8 protein-coding genes are annotated in these 23,413 nt (G+C 35.1%); all 8 read right to left on the reverse strand.

All coding sequences use genetic code 11. The annotated features are described in order from the left end of the window. A partial coding sequence (locus tag ACIQ06_RS16155; protein WP_396147961.1) for a MopE-related protein occupies positions 1 to 4,336 on the reverse strand: 4,336 nt, incomplete at its 3' end. A gap of 149 nt (positions 4,337 to 4,485) precedes the next feature. Next, complete coding sequence (locus ACIQ06_RS16160; protein WP_396147962.1) at positions 4,486 to 7,104, reverse strand: T9SS type A sorting domain-containing protein; 2,619 nt, start codon at positions 7,102 to 7,104, stop codon at positions 4,486 to 4,488. Positions 7,105 to 7,320: 216 nt separating this feature from the next. Next, positions 7,321 to 13,437 carry a YDG domain-containing protein gene (locus tag ACIQ06_RS16165; protein WP_396147963.1) on the reverse strand — a complete coding sequence of 2,039 codons (6,117 nt, stop codon included), beginning with the start codon at positions 13,435 to 13,437 and terminating at the stop codon, positions 7,321 to 7,323. A gap of 189 nt (positions 13,438 to 13,626) precedes the next feature. Then, positions 13,627 to 13,941: a DUF3467 domain-containing protein gene (locus ACIQ06_RS16170; RefSeq protein ID WP_298303737.1), complete on the reverse strand. Its 315-nt coding sequence runs from the start codon at positions 13,939 to 13,941 to the stop codon at positions 13,627 to 13,629. Between the two features lie 2 nt (positions 13,942 to 13,943). Next, positions 13,944 to 18,260, reverse strand: a complete 4,317-nt coding sequence (gene rpoC / locus ACIQ06_RS16175) for a DNA-directed RNA polymerase subunit beta' (protein WP_396147964.1) — start codon at positions 18,258 to 18,260, stop codon at positions 13,944 to 13,946. Positions 18,261 to 18,507: 247 nt separating this feature from the next. After that, positions 18,508 to 22,320, reverse strand: coding sequence for a DNA-directed RNA polymerase subunit beta (rpoB, locus tag ACIQ06_RS16180; protein WP_344815210.1), 3,813 nt, complete (start codon positions 22,318 to 22,320; stop codon positions 18,508 to 18,510). Between the two features lie 247 nt (positions 22,321 to 22,567). Next, positions 22,568 to 22,939 (reverse strand): 50S ribosomal protein L7/L12, encoded by a 372-nt coding sequence (gene rplL / locus ACIQ06_RS16185; protein ID WP_333601479.1) that lies wholly within the window; start codon positions 22,937 to 22,939, stop codon positions 22,568 to 22,570. A gap of 54 nt (positions 22,940 to 22,993) precedes the next feature. Further along, positions 22,994 to 23,413: 50S ribosomal protein L10 (gene rplJ, locus ACIQ06_RS16190; RefSeq protein ID WP_396147965.1), on the reverse strand; the 420-nt coding region annotated here is incomplete at its 5' end.

The raw sequence follows: 23,413 nt of genomic DNA on the forward strand, positions 1-23,413 counted from the left end.
CACATGGTGTACCATAAGGTAAGAAGGTACCATCGGTATTTCTTAATGAAACTTCTACTCTATAAGTACTATCAAACAAGATACCTGACAATTGAGTCATATTAAATCTATTCATACCTTGAGTAGTTTCTTGAGAAGTTCCTGTTGGAACACCTGCAATTACTCTTGTAACTCTAAATCTATAAGCAGTAACACTAGAAACTGCTCCTGCATTTATCCATTGGTTCATAGCAGTTAAAGTACTTCCACATTGTGCTCCAATAGTTGAAACTGGATTTGGAGTGTTTAAGAAACATGGTGCTCCAAAGAATGGTTGCCATACATTATTGTAACGTACTGCAATCTCAAACATATATCTTGAGTTGTAAGTTGTACCTGGAACGTTAGCCAAAGAAATATTATTTACTGGTCTGTCAATGATAACCGATGCAGCAATTGGTAAATTAGTGTTCATATCCACTTTAGTGATTTTGAATCTATATCCTTGTGCAAAATTTGTCCAGTTTGCAGTAACCGTTGAGAACCAACCTGCAAGAGTTGTACCACATGTTCCTGCTGGCAATGATCCTACAATTGGTGTACAAGCATTGTCGATAATACCATTACAATCATTATCGATTCCGTCGTAGCATACATCAACAGCATTTGGATTGATAGCAGCATTAGCATCGTTGCAATCGGAATTGTTTGCTACGTAACCTATTGGAACAACACAAGCATTAACACTATTATTTGGATTTCCAAAACCATCATGATCAGCATCAAGATACCAAAGTGGTTGAGGAGTAACCACTACTGTCATAGGTAAAGATGGTAAACTTAAACAACCTGAAGCATTGGTAACCTGAACTGTGTAATTCCCTGGATTGGTTACAATAATACTTGGCGTAGTTGCTCCATTTGACCATAAATAACTACTACCAATACTAGAAGTTAATTCAACACTACCTCCTGAACAAAACGTTGTTGAGCCTCCAGCTGTAATAGTTGGAACAACGTTTATCGGATCAACAAGCGTAACGGTTGCGGAAGCGGTGCAATTATTTGCATCAGTTGCAACTATTGTATAAACTCCTGCCGTTCCTGTAAAAGTAGTTGACGTTTGTGGCACACCATTAACTGTATAAGTCATAGTTTCTGAATTTCCTGGTACTGTACCTACATAATTACCCCAAGAACCTGCATGATTAAGTCCAGTAATTGTATTGGTAATTATATTGCTTGAGGCATCAATAACTTGCATATAATTCCCTTTAGGGTGTTGAGCATAAAGTGTATTGGAAGTATTGTCAAAAGCTAACCCATAAGGTTCTGCACCATTACCTGTATAAGCTATTACAGAATTCGTTTGAGTATTGACAACAGCAACATTATTATCATAAAGTCTGCTAACATAGGCTCGGCTAGCATCTCCATTCAATACAACATCAAATGGATCACCTCCAATAAAAATACTTGAAATAATAGTGTTTGTTAAAACATCTACAACTTTCAAACTAGCGGAATCATAACACACAACATAGAATTTACTGTTATCTGGACTAACCGCTATGCCCCAAGGGCCAGGAAAACCAGTAAGAGTGGCACTAACTGTATTGGTGGCTGTATTTATTACCGTAATACTTCCTCCTGATCTATTACCCACATACACTTTAGATCCATCAGGACTAATCGCTACACCTGCGGCATAATTTCCTGCAGGTATGGTAGCAATTACAGTATAAGTAGACGTATCAATAACAGAAACATTATAAGAATTAGCATTAGAAACATAAAGTCTGCTTCCGTTTGGGGTTACCTTTACTTGATTAGGACTACTGCCTACTGGTATGGTAGCCACAACTGAATTGTTACTTGTATTAATGACAGAAACTGAATTCGAAGTTGAATTAGCTATATAAACAAAATTTCCATCAGGACTAATACATACTCCTTGAGGACTATTCCCTACAAGAATAGAAGCAATTGGTAAATTTGTTATTCTATTAATAACAGTTACCGAATTTTGAAAAGGAGCGGCAACATAAGCCACTTTCGCAATACCTCCAGACGCACTAATATTTATAGTCCCTGTTCCTCCTATACAAAGTGGATCAGTTTTTGAAGTTGATAGTACAATCGGAGTGGTTTGAGTGACTAACAATTCAGAACTTGCACTAGTTGATCCACAAACACTATTTGATTTAACAGATATCGTTCCAGTTCCATTTGTTGTAACAACGATACTATTTGTTGTACTTGAACCACTCCATCCAGAAGGTAAAGTCCAAGTATAACTTAAAGCATTTGGATTATTAACTACAGAATAAGTTTCAGTTGCTCCTTGACAAACCATTGTACTTCCTGCAATAGAAGAAGGTGTTGTTGGTGGTGTGCATTCAAAAGTAGCCGTAATTGATTTAACATCGTCCATCGTAACATTTATTGAAGGACTACTTCCTGAAACTGCTCCAGACCATCCGACAAAAGTTGATGTAGCATTAGCTACCGCTGTTAAAGTTACCGTTTGATTGGCGTCATAATTTGCTATACATGTTGCTCCACAATTAATTCCTCCCAGATTACTGGTTACTGTTCCTCCACCAGTTCCTGATTTAGAAATCGTAAGCGGATAAGTAAAACGAGCCGTAACTGTTTTTGCTGCGTCTATAGTTAAAGTACACGATCCAGTTCCTGTACAAGCACCAGTCCATCCTTCAAATACTGCGCCTGAACTAGGTGTTGCGGTTAGTGTAACATTAGTGCCATATTCGAAATTTGAAGAACAATTAGTTCCACAAGAAATTCCAGCTGGTGCACTTGATACAGTCCCTCCTCCAGAGTTAGAAATGGTTAATGGAAATTGTGCTGTACCAAAAGTGGCTGCAATTGATTTTGCAGCATCCATTGTTACACTTATTGTTGTATTATTTCCTGAAGTACCACCACCAGACCAACCTAAAAATACAGAACCATAACTTGGTGTAGCTGTTAAAGTAACCATTGTATTAATTGGAAATGTTGAAGAACATGTACTTCCACAATTAATTCCAGCTGGAGAACTTGAAACTGTACCAACACCAACTCCAGCTTTAGATATCGTTAATAAAAATTCATTTACTTGAATTCCGTCAAATACAGCAGTTACTGATTTTGCGGCATCCATTGTAACAATGCATGTCAACTCTGTTCCAGTGCAAGGTCCACTCCATCCTAAAAAAGTTGCTCCGGGATTTGGAGTTGCAGTAAGAGTTACAGTAGTTCCAATATCAAAAGTTGCTGTACAGTTACTACCGCAACTAATTCCAGCTGGTGTACTTGTTATATTTCCATTTCCAACATTAGAAATGGTTAAAGGAAACTGAGCTGAACCAAAAGTGGCTGTAATTGATTTTGCAGCATCCATTGTTACACTTATTGTTGTATTATTTCCTGAAGTACCACCACCAGACCAACCGGTAAATACAGAGCCATAACTCGGTATAGCAGTTAAAGTTACTATGGTACCAATAGGAAATGCCGAAGTACACGTAATTCCACAGTCAATTCCAGTTGGAGATGAAACAACTGAACCTACACCAACTCCTGCCTTTGACACCGATAATTGAATACAATCATCTGCTAGACCATTACAATTTTGATCAATTCCATCACATAAAATTTCATTTGTTCCAGGATGAACAGAAGAAACTGAATCATCACAATCACCGCTTAAAGCAACATATCCTACCGGTGCACCAGTGCACGAAACTTGAGTCATATCTGTTACACCATAACCATCAGCATCAGCATCTCTATAATAAGTAACATTAGCTGTAACAGTAAAATAGGCTTTATAATTAGCACCTCCATTACTTGCATATTGAACACCTGCACATGAAGTATTCTGAGAAGAGTAAACTTCTAAAGTATAATTACCAGGAGGTAAACTGTAATCTGAAATTATATTATCATTATAAGAAATATCACTCCATTTTTGATTTCTTCCACCGCACCCATTAGCAAAATCTGAGGTAAACCCTATATTTCTATTTGAAAAAGACGCTTGTGGTCCTGAGGTTAAATATACACTATATGAAATTTGTGTACTTGTAATATCGCATCCTCCACACTTATAATTGTTATGCTCTGCTCCTTTAAATATAATTCCACCTGAACCTTGACAAAATGAACCTAAATTAAATCCATTAAAATCTGGATTCGATGTAGCTGCATTTAAATCATAATATTCAGTATTTCCGTTTACAGACAATACAATAAATGTAGTATTGAAACCTGCAGATTGACCAAATGAAAACGTTAGATACAAAAACATTATCATTGAGAATAGTAACCTAGTCGTTAATTTTTTTTTCATCTTTTTGATATTTAGGTGATTAATTGATTAATAGCTATATCAAATTTATTTATTATGAATAAAAAATCATATGACATTTATCATGAAAAGCAAAAAAACCTCCTCAGTTTCCTGAGGAGGTTTTAAACTATTTAGTTCTTATTTAAAAACTATCTTTTAATAACACGTAGTGTTTTAGTGTTAGATTCTTGAGATACAATTACATTGTAAACTCCAGATGGATATTCGTTTCCTAATTCAAAGTTTTGTATATCAGAAGCGTTTGTCATCTTGTCTTCTACTAGTTTTCCTATCATGTCGTAAACTCTAACTTGAATACTTGCTTCGCTATTCGTTTTCACATCCAACTTAAAGTTCTCTGCAAATGGATTTGGATAAGCCAAAGCCTCAAATACATTTACTACTTCTAATTCAACATCTGATGCTATAGCTCTTGCTTGCATTGGAGTTTTGATGGTACACACTTTATTGTATGGACCAAAATTTGGCTCATTTGGTAACTTAACCGCAACTTGCACAGAATAACTTTCTCCGTTTGGAATTAATCCAGGGAAGTTGTTTAATGTAAAACGATTTAATGTGTTATCAAAGAACGTATCATAATCTACTCCGTTGTAAACTCTAAACCTGTAGGTAGTTGCACCATTAACTCCGTCTGCAATAATTAACTCTGAGTTACTTGTAACTTGATAGTTATTACATTGAACCGATCTAACTTGTGTAGTTGGATGAGCTGGAGTATTGATATCACATGGTGTGCCATAAGGTAAGAAGGTACCATCAGTATTTCTTAAAGAAACTTCTACTCTGTAAGTACTATCAAACAAGATACCTGACAATTGCGTCATATTAAATCTATTCATACCTTGAGTAGTTTCTTGAGAAGTTCCTGTTGGAACACCTGCAATTACTCTAGTAACTCTAAATCTATATGCAGTAACATTAGAAACAGCTGCTGCATTAATCCATTGGTTCATTGCTGTTAACGTGCTTCCACATTGTGCTCCAATAGTTGAAACTGGATTTGGTGTGTTTAAGTAACATGGTGTTCCAAAGAAAGGTTGCCATACATTATTGTAACGTACTGCAATCTCAAACATATATCTTGAGTTATAAGTCGTTCCTGGAACGTTCGCCAAAGAAATATTATTTACTGGTCTGTCAATGATAACTGGTGCAGCAATTGGTAAATTAGTATTCATATCTACTTTAGTGATTTTGAATCTATATCCTTGAGCAAAATTAGTCCAGTTTGCTGTAACAGTTGAGTGCCAACCTGCAAGAGTTGTACCACATGTTCCTGCTGGTAATGACCCTACAATTGGTGTACATGAGTTATCAATTATACCATTACAATCGTTATCGATTCCGTCGTAACACACATCAACGGCACCTGGATTGATAGCTGCATTAGCATCGTTGCAATCAGTTGAGAATGGACTTCCTCCACAGGCTACCATAGTCATAGCATCTGAACCAAATCCATCATTATCTGCATCTAAATAACGAACTTCATTATCATTACAATCAGAAGAATTTATTACTCCGCTTGGTGCAAATGTTGTTGAACCAAATCCGTCATTATCAAAATCAATATAAGTCAATAAATTGTCGTTTGTATCTAAACTATTAGTTACTCCACTCGGTGCAAATGTTGTTGAACCAAATCCGTCACCATCAAAATCAACATAAGTTACTAAATTATCGTTTGTATCTAAATTGTTAGTTACTCCGCTTGGTGCAAATGTTGTTGAACCAAATCCATCACCATCAAAATCAAGATAAGTCAATAAATTGTCGTTAGAATCTAAATTGTTAGTTACAAATCCTAAAGGTGTTCCTGTACAAGATACTTGAGTATTACTTGAAGAACCAAAACCATCTCCGTCAAAATCCCTATAATAAGTAACATTTGGATTGACAAGAACTGCCACAGTCTTTCCTGTAAATCCTACAGAACAACCTGTAGAAGCAACAGTTCCGCTCACTATAGTGATAATGGCACCATTAGCAATCAATGGTAAAGCTGGTGTATTAAAAGTAAATGTACCACTAGCCGTAGAAGTTCCACTTACAGGATATTGAACTGGTCCTGTAATGGAATTAGTATAAAAAAAAGTACCAGAAGTGCTTGGTAATAAACCTGTCATTGTAACAGTTGAAGTGCCATTTTCACAAGCAGGAGTTGCTGTTATGGAAGCCAAAGTTGGTAATGGAGCAACAGTAAAATAAGCTTTATAATTAGCACCTCCATTACTAGCAAACTGAACACCAGAACAAGTAGTATTTTGAGAAGAGTAAACTTCCAAAGTATAATTACCAGGAGCCAAATTATATCCTGATATTATATTATCATTATAAGAAACATTACTCCATTTTTGATCTCTTCCACCACATCCATTCGAAAAATCAGAAGTATATCCAATATTTCTATTTGAAAAAGACGCTTGAGGTCCAGAGGTTAAGTATACACTATAAGAAATTTGTGTACTTGTAATATCGCAACCACCGCATTTATAATTATTATGTTCGGCACCTTTAAAAACAATACCATTAGATCCCTGACAAAATGTTCCTAAGTTAGCGCCATTAAAATCAGGATTTCCAGTAGTAGCTTGTAAATCATAGAAGGTGTTACCACCTCCATTTAAAGATAACACAACAAAAGTTGAGTTAAAACCAGCGCTTTGAGCGAATGACAAAGAAACATAAAATAGCATGATCCATAAAAACGCACTAAATTTAATTTTTTGTAATTGTTTTTTCATAATCTAATTTTTTAATTTTATTAATTATTAAACAATCTGAGGCAGAGTAAAGTTAATTAAAAAAACGAAAAAAATAAATTTGCTGTAAACTAAAACGTTTTCGTGTTAATAAATAATTGTTTTTGGCTTAATAAATTATTAATTTCAAATTATATCCATAAAAAAACCTCCCCAATTTCTTGAGGAGGTTTTAACTATTTAGTTCTTATTTAGAAACTATCTTTTAATAACACGTAGTGTTTTAGTGTTAGACTCTTGAGATACAATTAGATTGTAAACTCCAGATGGATATTGGTTTCCTAATTCAAAGTTCTGAATATCAGAAGCATTTATCATTTTGTCTTCTACTAGTTTTCCTATCATGTCGTAAACTCTAACTTGAATACTTGCTTCGCTGTTAGTTTTTACATCCAACTTGAAGTTTTCTGCAAATGGATTTGGATAAGCCAAAGCCTCAAATACATTTACTACTTCTAATTGAACATCTGAAGCAATAGCTCTTGCTTGCATTGGAGTTTTGATGGTACACACTTTATTGTATGGACCAAAATTTGGCTCATTTGGTAACTTAACCGCAACTTGCACAGAATAACTTTCTCCGTTTGGAATTAATCCAGGGAAGTTGTTTAATGTAAAACGATTTAATGTGTTATCAAAGAACGTATCATAATCTACTCCGTTGTAAACTCTAAATCTGTACATGGTTGCTCCATTTACTCCGTCTGCAATAATTAACTCTGAGTTACTTGTAACTTGATAGTTATTACATTGAACCGTTCTAACTTGTGTAGTAGGATAAGCTGGCGTATTGATATCACATGGTGTACCATAAGGTAAGAAGGTACCATCGGTATTTCTTAATGAAACTTCTACTCTATAAGTACTATCAAACAAGATACCTGACAATTGCGTCATGTTGAACCTATTCATACCTTGAGTAATTTCTTGTGAAGCTCCTGTTGGAACACCAGCAATTACTCTGGTAACTCTAAATCTATAAGCAGTAACACTAGAAACTGCTGCTGCATTAATCCATTGGTTCATTGCTGTTAACGTGCTTCCACATTGTGCTCCAATAGTTGAAACTGGATTTGGAGTGTTTAAGAAACATGGCGCTCCAAAGAAGGGTTGCCATACGTTGTTGTATCGTACTGCAATCTCAAACATATATCTTGAGTTGTAAGTTGTACCTGGAACGTTAGCCAAAGAAATATTATTTACTGGTCTGTCAATGATAACTGATGCAGCAATTGGTAAATTAGTGTTCATATCCACTTTAGTGATTTTGAATCTATATCCTTGTGCAAAATTTGTCCAGTTTGCAGTAACCGTTGAGAACCAACCTGAAAGAGTCGTACCGCATGTTCCTGCTGGCAATGAACCAACAATTGGCGTACAACCACCTGGAAGTCCTACATTGTCAATAACTCCATTACAATCGTTATCGATTCCGTCGTAGCAAACATCAACTGCTCCTGGATTAATAGCTGCATTAGCATCGTTACAATCTGTTCCTAAGGTTACATAACCTGGGAAAGGAACACAAGATTGAAAAGTTGGAGCTAGTGGATCGCCATAACCATCACCATCATTATCAACATAATAAGTTAAATTTGGCAACAAAGTTATTACAGCAGAACCACTATTTCCAGTTCCTGTTAACGCTAAGCTATCTGTAACTGACACTATGGTATAAGTTGAAGTAGTTAATGGTGAAACAATAATATTTGTTCCACTAATATAATTAGTTTCTGTAAATACAGTAGTTCCATCAGTATATTCAATTGTAAAAGGACTTGTTCCTCCTGTTAACGTTACCGAAATAGCGGCACTATCACCTTCACAAATAGAAGTAGTTCCTGAAATAATAGATGCTGTCGGCCCAGTTAATTCAGCTGTAGTACCGTACAGAATTACATTATTTTGACTAACTCCGGTATCAAATCCTCCTGTTCCACCAGTATTAGTTCCGCCAAAACCATAAAGTCTAAACGTTGTTGGAGTTGAAACATTTACTAATGATGTAATAGAAATAGTTCTAAATACCGAAGTACTAGCCGTTAAATTATTTAAAGTTCCTAAATCTGAAGCGAATCCGTCAGCTGATGATCTTAAAGTAACTGATCTTGGACCTGTACCTGAAAAATCCCATAAAAATGAAAATGATGTCGCTGTAAAAGTATATCCTGAATTGGGTGTTACAACAAATTGTACATAATCATTACCTGCAATAGCTTCCGTTAAAGTACTTCCAGCAGCTGTATTACCAGTATTAAACCAACCTGAACCACCGAAACGATTTGGATTACCTGCAGCCGTAATTGTACCTTGAGTTAAATTTGCAGCAGTAACATTTGCATTATTAAATACACTTGGCTCTGTTGTTTCAGTTCCAGCATTACCAAAAGTGTTCCATTGTAATAATGCAGGAGGAGTAATATTAGCAATAAGACCTGTTGGCTGAGTTAAAGAGTAATTTCCTGAACTTACTCCACCTAATGTTGATGTTGAAGTTACAGCAACTCCATTAGCTACAGCAGAAGATGCGAAAGTTCCTGTTCCAATTAATGTAACAACATCACCAGAAATAATTCCTGTTAAAGTACCTGATATTGTTGCATTAGTATTTCCATCAAAAGGTTTGTTCTGAGCAACTGCTCCAGTTAGTGTTAGTGACTTTGGAGTAATATTTGCTGACAATCCTGTTGGAAGTGTTAGTGTATATTTTGCAATATCTGCTCCACTTAAAGTTTGTGTAGAAGTAACAGAAATACCATTAGCAACATCAACAGAGGCAAATGTAGCTGTATTAGAAACTGTAACATCATCTGTACCTACAACACCAACCAAAGTGTAACCAGAAATTGTTGCTGTATTTAATTTATTATAAATTTTATTATCAGCCACAGCACCTGTAATAGTAAGTTCTTTAGCTAAAATAGTATAATTTAAAGTTGCAGTTCCTGTTCCTCCTCCATTTGTAGCAGAAATAGTAACTGTATACAATCCAGGTAATCCTGTTGGGGTACCTGTGATTTCACCATTAGATGTATTTACAGATAATCCTGCAGGTAAACCAGTAGCATTAAAACTTGATGGCGACTCTGAAGCAGTTATTGTGTATGTTGCAGCCGAAACACCATAAGTAGCAGATGCTGTTAAAACACTAGAAATTACTGGTGAAGGTTCACTTGTAATATCAGCTACTAAAGAAGGCTGAGTAAGGAAATAGTTAGCAGAACCAGCTCCACTAATTGAGTATCCAGTTACTGAAACAGCAATTGCATTTGCAACAGCAGAACTTGCGAAAGTTCCAACAGGTGTTCCATCTAAAGAAACCACATCGCCATTGATTACACCAACTAAAGAACCTGAACCTGATAAAGTCGCAGCTGTATTTCCATCAAAAACTTTATTATTTGCTGATAGTCCAGTCACTGTTAACTCCTTAGCAGTAACCGTACTTGAAACAGTAACTACATTTACAGAAGTAGCATTAGAACTAGACAATACAATATCTCCAGAATAAGGAGAATTAATAACTGATGCAGTAGCGCTTAAACGCACATAAACTGGTGTTGAAGAAATAGTTCCAGCTGCACCAACAGTTACTGAAGAAGCAAAACCAGAACCTGATGATAAGGAAACTTCAAATCCAGCTGGAGGTGTAACTAAAATTCCAGCTTGCATGAAAGTTCCAGAAACAGAGAAAGAAGTTTCTGAAGATGGTGTTCCGTATACAGTTGATAGTGCAGATAAAGTTCCTGAAGCAGCAATAGCTGGTGGTGGAGCTAACTCCATATATCCATTTAAAACCACATTATTTTGAGAAGAAGCGCAATCAAATCCAGCTGTACCTCCTGTACCATCATATGCATAAAGTCTGAAAGTTGTTGCACTAGACAACGCTGTTAAACCAGAAATCGTTATTGTTCTGAATAAAGTTGTACTAGGTGTTAATCCAGTAATCACACCTAAATCTGAGGTATAATTATCAGCTGATGATCTTAAAGCTACACTCGTTGGACCAGTTCCAGATCTATCCCAAATAAAAACAAATGAAGTAGGTGTAAATAAATAACCTACTGCTGGTGTAGCTGTAAATTGGATATATTGATTAGTTGCTATGGAAGTTTGTGAACCCCAAGTACCTCCAAAACGATTTCCATTTCCTGCAGGTGATACCGTACTTCCTGTAAAATTCAAACTAGAAGATAACATATTAGCATCATTAGTAGCACTTGGTTCTGTTGTTTCAGTTCCTGCATTTCCAAAAGTATTCCATTGTAATAAAGGAACTGATGGCACAGTAATATTTGCGATCAAACCTGTTGGCTGAGTCAATGAATAGTTTCCAGAATTTGCACCTCCAATTGTAGAAGTTGATGTAACAGTAATTCCAGTTCCAATTGCTGAACTAGCAAATGTACCTGATAAAGTTAAAGTTACTGCATCTGGAGCTATTACTCCATTTAATGTACCTGTTATGGTAGCAGTTGTATTTCCGTCAAAAGCTTTGTTTTGAGCAGCTGCACCAGAAATAGTTACTTCTTTAGCTGTAATATCTGCTGCTAATCCAGTAGGTAAAGTCAAACTATACTTTCCAGCATCCAAACCACTTAATGTTTGAGTTGAAGTAACTGAGACACCATTTGAAACATTAATAGTTGCAAATGTTCCAGTATTAGAAACAGATACATTATCACTACCAAATATTCCAACTAAACTTGAACCAGAAATTGTAGCAACATTAGTCCTATCATAAATTTTATTATCAGCAATAGCTCCAGAAATTGTTAATTCTTTAGCTATAATTGTATAAACTAATGTTTGACTATCACCTATGCCAGCACCATTAGATGCTGAAATCAAAACATTATAAGCACCTGGAGTAGCTGTTGGTGTTCCTGAAATTTCACCATTTGTAGTATTTAAAGTCAATCCACCTGGCAAACCAGATGCACTATAACTAGTTGGTGATTCAGAAGCAGTAATTGTATAAATCGACGCAACAGTTCCATATACTGAACTAAAAGTTAATCCACTAGTAATTGATGGTGTTGGCGAAGAGATAATTGAGATAGTTCCATCAGCAGCCAAAAAACTATAATTTGTAGCTGTTAACGATGACACATCAGGAGTAATAGTAACACCAGAAGTAGCAGTTGGAGTAGTATCTGTATAAGACGTTGTATAAGATACAGAACCTCCAATTACAGATGCATTTTCACTATTAACAAATCCTGAAGATGTATAAGAACCTAAACCAATAACTGTTGCAACAGGTGTTCCAAAAGCAACATTTTGATTATTTGCTGTGATAGTAATTGTAGCAGGAGAAACAATGTTTCCAGTTGATGCTGTTGCAATATTTACTGGAGATGCTCCAGTGCTTGAAAGAACAATATTTTGAGAATTATAAGAACCAGAAACAGGAGCATCAGCTTTTAATCTAATTCTTAAAGTACCACTTGCACTTCCAGAAATTTGTGGAAAAGAAGTTGTAGCACCATAGGTGGTTCCGTCATTAGAAACTTCAAAACCAGCTGGAGCTGTTGCAACTAAATTTGCAGATAAATCAGCTCCTGAAACTGCAAAAGATTGAACTGTAGAAGCTGTTCCATATGTTGTTGTAAAAGCAGTTGCAGTTGCAGCACCTGTAATAATAGGTGTAGTAGTTGCTACTAGAGTTCCATTAAAAATTAAATTACCTTGAAGACCTCCAGTACCAGCATTAGTCTCTGCACCATAAGCATAAAATCTGAAAGTAATCGTTGAAATACCTGTATTTGAAACACTCACTACATTTCCTGTGTAACCACTATTCGCATCTGGCGATTCTAATACATTAGATACGTTTGTTAAACTAGCACCAGTTGTTGTTACAGGTATTAACGAAGCATAAGTATCTAAACTTGTTCTCCATTGAAACCTTCTCGGACCTTCTCCACTTCTACCAACTCCAAATTGAATTGATGGATTTGAAATTGTATACCCTGCGCTAGCAGTAATACTAAATTCGTAGTATTTACCTAAATCAACATTTCCGCCAATTGCTCCACCATTTACTGAACCAGTTGGCCAATTTGTTGCTCTAGAATTTCCACTACTACTTGATGTGGATACTGAAACTTTAACCAAAGGATTAACTGTTAAGTTAGTAATAGCAGTCCCATTATATGGCAAACTACTAACATTTCCTACAGTACCGGCAAAACTATATGTTCCACTAAAAGCTTGTCCAACAGCATTTGTTGAAAAAAATAGTAATAATAATGCTAAGCTCCAAAAGAGCGGTCGCATTGAATTAATAACTTGTAAATGTTTTTTCATAAAATTATGATTTTTTTTGATTTTGAAGTACAAAGTTAAAAACTAAACCTCTCAAAACGTATGTTTTATGTTAGCTTTTTGTTAACATTTATCAACAATCACGTTTATCGATTAAATAGGTTTTTAATCGGTTTTATAATAGAAAACACATAAAAAAAACTCCTCAATTTCTTGAGGAGTTTTGATTTATTAAGCTTGTCCTGTTGGACCAAAGTTTAAAGGAATTGGCGGTTGCTCGGAATCTTTTATTTCGCCATGAGCCACTTCAAATCGGTGAATGTTTTCTCCAAGTGCTTTAAGAAACCTTTTAGCATGTTGAGGAGTTAAAATAATTCTCGATTTTACTTTTGATTTTGGAACACCAGGCATGATGGTCACAAAATCTAAAACAAACTCTGATGGAGAATGATTGATAATTGCTAGATTAGAATAAATTCCTTCAGCAACTTTTTCATCAAGCTCAATGTTTATTTGTCCCGGTTGTGGTTGATTATTATCACTCATGATTAATAAATATATTCTTCTTTATTCGCCATTAACTCATTGTAATCCTCTTTAGATCCAACTATGATGTGATCGTAATCTCTCATACCTGTACCTGCTGGAATTCTATGACCAACGATTACATTTTCTTTCAATCCTTCTAAAGTATCTACTTTACCAGCAACAGCTGCTTCATTCAATACTTTTGTTGTTTCTTGGAACGATGCTGCAGAAATGAATGATTTAGTTTGAAGCGAAGCTCTTGTAATACCTTGTAATACAGGAGTTGCAGTAGCAGTAATAACATCACGAGCTACAACTAAATTTTTATCATTACGTTTCAATAATGAATTTTCATCTCTTAATTCACGTGGAGAAATGATTTGACCTGGTTTAAGATTTTCAGAATCACCTGCATCTTCAACCACTTTCATTCCGTATAATTTATCATTTTCAACGATAAAATCACTTGTGTGAATTAATTGCTCTTCTAAGAATAAAGTATCTCCTGGATCTTCAACTCTTACTTTACGCATCATTTGACGAATAACAACCTCAAAGTGTTTATCATTGATTTTTACACCTTGAAGACGGTAAACTTCTTGAATTTCGTTAACCAAGTACTGTTGAACAGCAGATGGCCCTTGAATTCTTAAAATATCGTCTGGAGTGATTGCACCATCAGATAAAGGAACTCCAGCTTTTACGAAGTCATTTTCTTGAACAAGAATTTGACTAGATAATTTTACTAGATATTTCTTAACCTCACCAAATTTAGATTCGATGATGATTTCACGGTTACCTCTCTTAATTTTTCCAAAAGAAACTACACCATCAATTTCTGAAACTACAGCAGGATTAGAAGGATTACGAGCTTCTAACAACTCTGTAATTCTTGGCAAACCTCCAGTAATATCACCAGCTTTAGAAGAACGACGAGGAATTTTCACAAGGATTTTACCTGCTTTAATTTTCTCTCCATCTTCTACCATAAGGTGAGCTCCAACTGGTAAATTGTAAGAACGAATAAGTTCTCCATCTTTACCGTAAACTAATAATGTTGGAATTAATTTTTTGTTTCTTCCTTCAGAAATTACTTTTTCTTGGAAACCTGTTTGCTCATCGATTTCAACTTGGAACGATTGTCCTTGTTCTAAATCTTCATAAGCAATTTTTCCTGTAAATTCAGAAACAATTACACCATTATATGGATCCCATTTACAAATAGCAGCTCCTTTTTCAACTACGTCACCATCTTTTACACTGATAACAGAACCATAAGGAATGTAATGAGTACTTAAAAGAATTCCTGTTTTAACATCAATTAATTTTAATTCTGTTGAACGAGAAACTACGATATCTACTTTGTTTCCATCAGCATCTTCACCAACAACAGTTTTTAAATCTTCAATTTCTAGTTTTCCACCAAATCTTGCAATAACGCTAGATTCTTCAGAAACTCCACCAGCAACTCCACCGACGTGGAATGTACGAAGTGTTAACTGTGTTCCTGGCTCACCAATTGACTGTGCAGCGATAACACCAACAGCTTCACCTTTTTGAGTCATTTTTCCAGTTGCTAAGTTTCTTCCGTAACATTTAGCACAAATACCTTTTTTAGCTTCACAAACTAGAGGAGAACGTACTTCCACTTTTTCAATTGGAGATTCTTCAATAATTTTAACGATAGCTTCAGTAATTTGTTCACCTGCGTGGATAACAATATCAGAAGTTAAAGGATTGATTACATCTTGCAAAGCAACACGTCCTAAAATTCTTTCTCCTAATGTTTCAACAATTTCTTCATTTTTCTTTAAAGCAGAAACTTCAATTCCTCTTAAAGTACCACAATCTACAGAGTTTACAATTACGTCTTGAGAAACGTCATGTAATCTACGAGTTAAGTAACCAGCATCGGCAGTTTTAAGAGCCGTATCTGCAAGACCTTTACGCGCACCGTGAGTAGAAATAAAGTACTCAAGGATAGAAAGACCTTCTTTAAAGTTAGAAAGAATTGGATTTTCAATAATTTCACCACCACCAGCAGTAGATTTTTTAGGCTTAGCCATCAAACCACGCATACCAGTTAACTGACGAATTTGCTCTTTAGATCCACGCGCTCCAGAGTCAAGCATCATATATACAGAGTTGAAACCTTGTTGGTCTTCTCTAATATTTTTCATTGCTAATTCTGTTAATTGAGCATTTGCAGAAGTCCAAATATCAATAACCTGATTGTAACGTTCGTTATTTGTGATAAGTCCCATGTTATAGTTCATAGAAATACCTTCTACTTGAACACGAGCATCAGCAATTAATTTAGTTTTTTGTTCAGGAATTCTAATATCACCTAATGAGAATGACAATCCACCTTTGAAAGCGAATTTATAACCCATATCTTTCATGTTATCAAGGAAAGCAGCCGTTGTAGGAACATCTGTTACTGCAAGGATTTTTCCAATAATATCACGTAAAGATTTTTTAGTTAATACTTCATTTATGTATCCTGCAGCTGGAGGAACTACTTCGTTGAAAAGTACTCTACCTGCAGTTGTTTGAATAACTTTGTAAACTAACTCTCCATTTTCATTAAAATCTTTAGCACGTACTTTCACACGAGCATTCAATTCTAATCTACCTTCATTCAAAGCAATATTTACTTCTTCTGCAGAGTAGAAAGTTAAATCTTGACCTAAAATTACGTGTCCTTCAGTAGTCAATCTTTCTTTGGTCATATAATAAAGACCAAGAACCATGTCTTGAGAAGGTACAGTAATTGGAGCACCATTCGCTGGATTCAAGATATTGTGAGAAGCCAACATTAATAATTGTGCCTCTAAAATAGCTTCTGGTCCAAGTGGCAAGTGAACCGCCATCTGGTCACCATCAAAATCCGCGTTGAACGCCGTACATACTAATGGGTGTAATTGGATAGCTTTTCCTTCAATTAATTTTGGTTGGAAAGCTTGAATACCAAGTCTGTGTAAGGTAGGAGCACGATTCAGTAATACTGGATGTCCTTTAATTACATTTTCTAAGATATCCCAAACTACTGGCTCTTTTTTGTCAATTATTTTCTTAGCCGACTTAACTGTTTTAACAATTCCTCTTTCGATTAACTTACGAATAACGAATGGTTTGTATAGTTCAGCAGCCATATCTTTAGGAAGACCACATTCGAACAATTTCATTTCTGGTCCAACAACAATTACCGAACGAGCAGAATAATCCACACGTTTTCCAAGTAAGTTTTGACGGAAACGACCTTGTTTACCTTTTAATGAGTCTGATAAAGATTTTAATGGTCTATTTGATTCTGTTTTAACAGCAGAAGCTTTACGAGTGTTATCAAATAATGAATCTACTGATTCTTGTAACATACGTTTTTCGTTTCTTAAGATAACTTCTGGAGCTTTGATTTCCATTAATCTTTTCAAACGGTTGTTTCTGATGATAACTCTACGGTACAAGTCATTCAAATCTGAAGTTGCGAAACGACCACCATCAAGTGGCACCAATGGACGCAATTCTGGTGGAATAACAGGTACAACTTTAAGAATCATCCATTCTGGACGGTTCTCTCTGTTTAAGTTAGAGTCACGGAAAGATTCAACAACTTGTAATCTTTTTAATGCTTCTGTTTTTCTTTGTTTAGAAGTTTCATTGTTTGCACTATGTCTTAACTCGTAAGAAAGTGCATCTAAATCAGTTCTTGCTAATAAATCCATGATACATTCTGCTCCCATTTTGGCAACAAATTTATTAGGATCAAAATCGTCAAGATATTGGTTTTCCATTGGAAGCGTATCCAAAATATTTAGATATTCTTCTTCTGTTAAAAAGTCAAGACGTTGTAAAGCATCACCTTCTGCATTTTTAGCAATACCTGCTTGGATTACTACATATCTTTCGTAGTAGATAATCATATCTAATTTCTTAGATGGAAGTCCAAGGATATAACCAATTTTATTTGGAAGTGAACGGAAATACCAAATGTGAGCAATAGGCACAACAAGGTTGATGTGTCCTACTCTATCGCGACGTACTTTTTTCTCAGTTACTTCAACACCACAACGGTCACATACGATACCTTTGTAGCGAATTCTTTTATATTTTCCACAAGCACACTCAAAATCCTTTACTGGACCGAAAATTCTTTCACAGAATAGACCATCACGTTCTGGTTTATGAGTTCTATAATTAATAGTTTCTGGTTTCAAAACCTCACCACGAGACTCTGCCAAAATTGATTCTGGAGAAGCTAATCCAATAGTAATTTTATTGAATCTTTTAATTGTGGTTTGCTTGTTGTCTTTGTTATTATTTCTATTATTCATCATAGTTTTTACTATTGATTTACTACATTAATTGAACTTAGATTTATGATTTTTGCTTTCCTAAAAAAACTTAACCATTAAGTTACTACCTCGAATTACTTCTCTAAACCTCAAATCTAAAATTTGGAGGTGCTAGTTATAAATAAAAATCTATAAAAAATCGGAACGGTTTACGGGTATAAATCTTTAAAAACTTGTTATAATAAGTATTCAGCTCCGAAAAAATCGGAACTGAATACTGCATTCTTTTTTATTCTTCTAATCTAATGTCTAATCCAAGACCTTTCAATTCATGCATCAATACATTGAATGATTCTGGCAATCCTGGTTCTGGCATAGTTTCACCCTTAACGATTGCTTCGTAAGTTTTAGCTCTACCAATTACGTCATCCGATTTAACAGTTAAGATTTCTCTTAAAGTACTTGAAGCACCATAAGCCTCAAGAGCCCAAACCTCCATCTCTCCAAAACGTTGACCTCCAAATTGAGCTTTACCTCCAAGTGGTTGTTGCGTAATAAGTGAGTATGGTCCGATAGAACGTGCGTGCATCTTATCGTCAACCATGTGTCCAAGTTTCAACATATAGATAACTCCAACTGTTGCAGCTTGGTGGAAACGTTCACCTGTTCCTCCGTCATATAAATAAGTATGACCAAATCTTGGGATTCCTGCTTCGTCTGTTAGTTCATTAATTTGATCTAAAGTTGCACCATCAAAGATTGGCGTTGCATATTTACGACCTAATTTTTGTCCTGCCCATCCAAGTACAGTTTCATAAATTTGTCCAATGTTCATACGAGAAGGTACACCAAGTGGATTCAATACGATATCAACTGGAGTTCCATCTTCAAGGAAAGGCATATCTTCATGACGAACAATACGAGCAACAATACCTTTGTTACCGTGACGTCCTGCCATTTTATCCCCAACTTTCAATTTACGCTTTTTAGCGATATAAACTTTCGCTAATTTCAAGATTCCAGCTGGTAATTCATCTCCAACAGTAATAGTGAATTTTTCTCTACGTAAAGCTCCTTGTAAATCGTTTAACTTGATTTTGTAGTTGTGAATCAAATCATTAACCAAACGGTTAGTATCATCATCAGCAACCCATTGTCCTTTTGTTAAGTGAGCGAAATCCTCAACAGATTGAAGCATTTTTTTAGAATATTTTTTACCTTTTGGTAAAACTTCTTCTCCTAAATCGTTCATAACACCTTGCGATGTTTTTCCGTCAACAATAACAAAAAGTTTCTCGATTAATCTGTCTTTTAAATCAACAAATTTAGTTTCGAATTCCATTTCTAAAGCAGTCAAATCGTCTTTGTCTTTTGTACGCTTACGTTTGTCTTTTACTGCTCTTGCGAATAATTTTTTGTCTAAAACTACACCGTGTAATGATGGAGAAGCTTTTAATGAAGCATCTTTCACATCACCAGCTTTATCACCGAAGATAGCTCTTAAAAGTTTTTCTTCTGGAGTTGGGTCTGATTCTCCTTTTGGTGTAATTTTTCCGATTAGGATGTCGCCAGGTTTAACTTCAGCTCCAATTCTAATCATTCCGTTTTCATCTAAATCTTTAGTAGCTTCTTCAGAAACGTTAGGAATATCATTAGTTAACTCTTCATTACCTAATTTTGTATCTCTAACTTCTAATGAATAATCATCTACGTGGATAGAAGTAAAAATATCATCACGAACAACTTTTTCAGAGATTACAATCGCATCCTCGAAGTTGTAACCTTTCCATGGCATAAATGCTACTTTAAGGTTTCTACCGATAGCTAATTCTCCGTTTTGAGTTGCGTAACCTTCACAAAGAACTTGACCTAATTGAACTCTATCACCTTTTCTTACGATTGGTTTCAAGTTAATAGAAGTACTTTGATTCGTTTTTCTAAATTTGATTAATTGGTATGTTTTTTCATCTGGGTCAAAACTTACCATTCTTTCTTCTTCAGTTCTGTCGTATTTGATAGTAATCATATTAGCATCAACATACTCAACAGTTCCGTTTCCTTCAGCATTAATCAATACTCTTGAATCAGAAGCAACTTGTCTTTCAAGACCTGTTCCAACGATTGGAGCTTCTGGACGTAATAATGGAACGGCTTGACGCATCATGTTTGATCCCATCAACGCACGGTTAGCATCATCATGCTCCAAGAAAGGAATTAATGAAGCTGAAATAGAAGCAATCTGATTTGGTGCAACGTCAGTGTAATGAATTTCAGTTGGTTTTACAACAGGGAAATCACCTTCTTCACGAGCAATAACCGTATCAGCAGTGATAGCTCCTTTAGCGTCCATTTCGATGTTTGCTTGAGCAATCATTTTACCTTCTTCTTCTTCTGCACTTAAATATGTAGGTGTAGATTCTAAATCAACAACTCCATTTGTAACCTTACGGTAAGGAGTTTCGATGAATCCCATTCCATTAACTTTCGCATAAACACCTAGAGATGAAATCAATCCAATGTTTGGTCCCTCAGGAGTTTCAATTGGACAAAGTCTTCCGTAGTGAGTATAGTGAACGTCACGAACCTCGAAACCAGCTCTTTCTCTAGAAAGTCCACCTGGTCCAAGTGCTGATAATCTTCTTTTGTGTGTAATCTCAGCTAATGGATTAGTTTGATCCATAAATTGAGATAACTGGTTAGTTCCAAAGAAAGAGTTGATAACCGATGATAATGTTTTAGCATTAATCAAATCGATTGGTGTAAACACCTCGTTATCTCTAACGTTCATTCTCTCACGAATAGTTCTAGCCATACGAGCTAAACCAACACCAAATTGTTGAGAAAGTTGTTCTCCAACTGTTCTAACACGACGGTTTGATAAGTGATCAATATCATCAATATCTGCTTTCGCATTGATTAATTCGATCAAATATTTAATGATAGTAATGATATCTTCTTTAGTTAAAACTTGTTTTTCCATTGGAATATCAAGGTTTAACTTTTTGTTCATTCTATAACGACCTACTTCACCTAAGTTATAACGTTGGTCAGAGAAGAACAATTTATCAATAATACCACGAGCTGTTTCCTCATCAGGCGGTTCAGCATTACGTAATTGTCTATATATGTGTTCAACAGCCTCTTTTTCAGAGTTTGTTGGATCTTTTTGTAATGTGTTGTGGATGATAGCATAATCAACTTGATTATTTTCTTCCTTGTGTAACAAGATTACTTTCACATCAGCGTCAAGAATCTCTTCTACATTATCTTTATCTAATATAGTATCTCTATCTAATATAATTTCGTTACGCTCAATAGAAACAACCTCTCCAGTATCCTCGTCCACGAAATCTTCGTGCCAAGTATTCAATACTCTCGCTGCTAATTTTCTACCAACATATTTTTTAAGACCAGTTTTTGAAACTTTGATTTCTTCTGCAAGATCAAATATCTCAAGAATGTCTTTATCTCTTTCAAATCCGATAGCACGTAAAAGAGTTGTTACAGGTAATTTTTTCTTTCTATCAATGTACGCATACATTACGTTATTGATATCTGTAGCAAATTCTATCCAAGAACCTTTAAAAGGAATTACTCTTGCAGAATATAATTTTGTACCATTTGCATGGAATGATTGTCCAAAGAAAACTCCTGGAGAACGGTGTAATTGCGAAACAACAACACGCTCAGCACCATTTATAACAAATGTTCCGCTTGGCGTCATGTAAGGAATCGTACCTAAATAAACGTCTTGAACTATAGTTTCAAAATCCTCATGTTCAGGATCAGTACAATATAATTTAAGGCGTGCTTTAAGAGGTACACTATACGTTAAACCTCTTTCGATACACTCTTGAATAGTGTAACGTGGTGGATCAACAAAGTAATCAAGGAATTCTAATACAAATTGGTTTCTTGTATCAGTAATTGGAAAATTTTCCATGAAGGTATTGTATAAACCTTCGTTGCCTCTTTCGTCAGATTTGGTTTCCAATTGGAAAAAATCTTGAAACGATTTAACCTGAACATCTAGAAAATCTGGATATTGAGGAATGTTTTTTGTAGAGGCAAAATTCAATCTTTCAGTCTGATTTGTTATCATCAATGGACAAAATTTTGATTAAAAAAAAGTAATTGTTTTGTGTAATGTATACTTTCTTTTATTATCAATACATCTTAAAAATAAACCAGTATCTGTAAATTTTCTTCTTCGTATTGACTAAAAGCTTTTTCGTATTTAAACTCTTTTAAGATAACTTTTAGAGTATAATTTTATTATACGAAAAATGGTTTAGGCCATTGAGTGGTTAAACTCAAGACCTAAACCTTGTTCTAAAACTATGTTAGAGTTATTTTAACTCAACAACAGCTCCAGCTTCTTCTAAAGATTTTTTCAAACCTTCAGCTTCAGCTTTAGTAACTCCTTCTTTAATATTAGCTGGAGCACCATCTACCATATCTTTAGCTTCTTTCAATCCTAAACCAGTTAATTCTTTAACCGCTTTAACAACTGCTAATTTAGAAGCTCCTGCGTCTTTTAATACTACAGTGAATTCTGTTTGCTCTTCAGCAGCACCAGCATCTCCACCACCAGCAGCAACTACTACAGCTGCAGCAGCTGGTTCGATACCATACTCATCTTTTAAAATTGTAGCTAAATCGTTAACTTCTTTTACAGTTAAGTTAACTAATTGTTCTGCGAATTGTTTCAAATCTGCCATTTTTTCTATCGTTTAAAATGTTTTTAATTCTATTTTTGTTTACTTGTGCGCTAATTATTCAGCTGCCTCACCTTTTTGTTCTGCATTATTTAATAAAGCAGAAATGATGCGTTTAGCTGGAGATTGAAGTAATCCAATGATTTCTCCAATAACTTCTTCTTTAGATTTAAGTGAAGCTAAACTATCTAAAAGATTTTCTCCAATATATATTTCATTATTGATGAAAGCTCCTTTAAATTGTGGCTTATCTGATTTTTTTCTAAAGTCTTTAATTATTTTTGCTGGTGCGTTAGCAACATCAGAAATAAAGATTGATGAATTTCCTTTAAGAACTGAAGGTAAATCTCCATATTCCTTATCAGAAGCTTCCATAGCTTTTTCTAATAGAGTGTTTTTAACAACTTCTAATTTGATTCCAGCTTTAAAACAAGCTCTTCTTAAATTTGAAGTAGTGTCTGCATCTAATCCTGAAGT

The organism is Flavobacterium sp., assembly GCF_044341265.1.
Taxonomy (GTDB): domain Bacteria; phylum Bacteroidota; class Bacteroidia; order Flavobacteriales; family Flavobacteriaceae; genus Flavobacterium.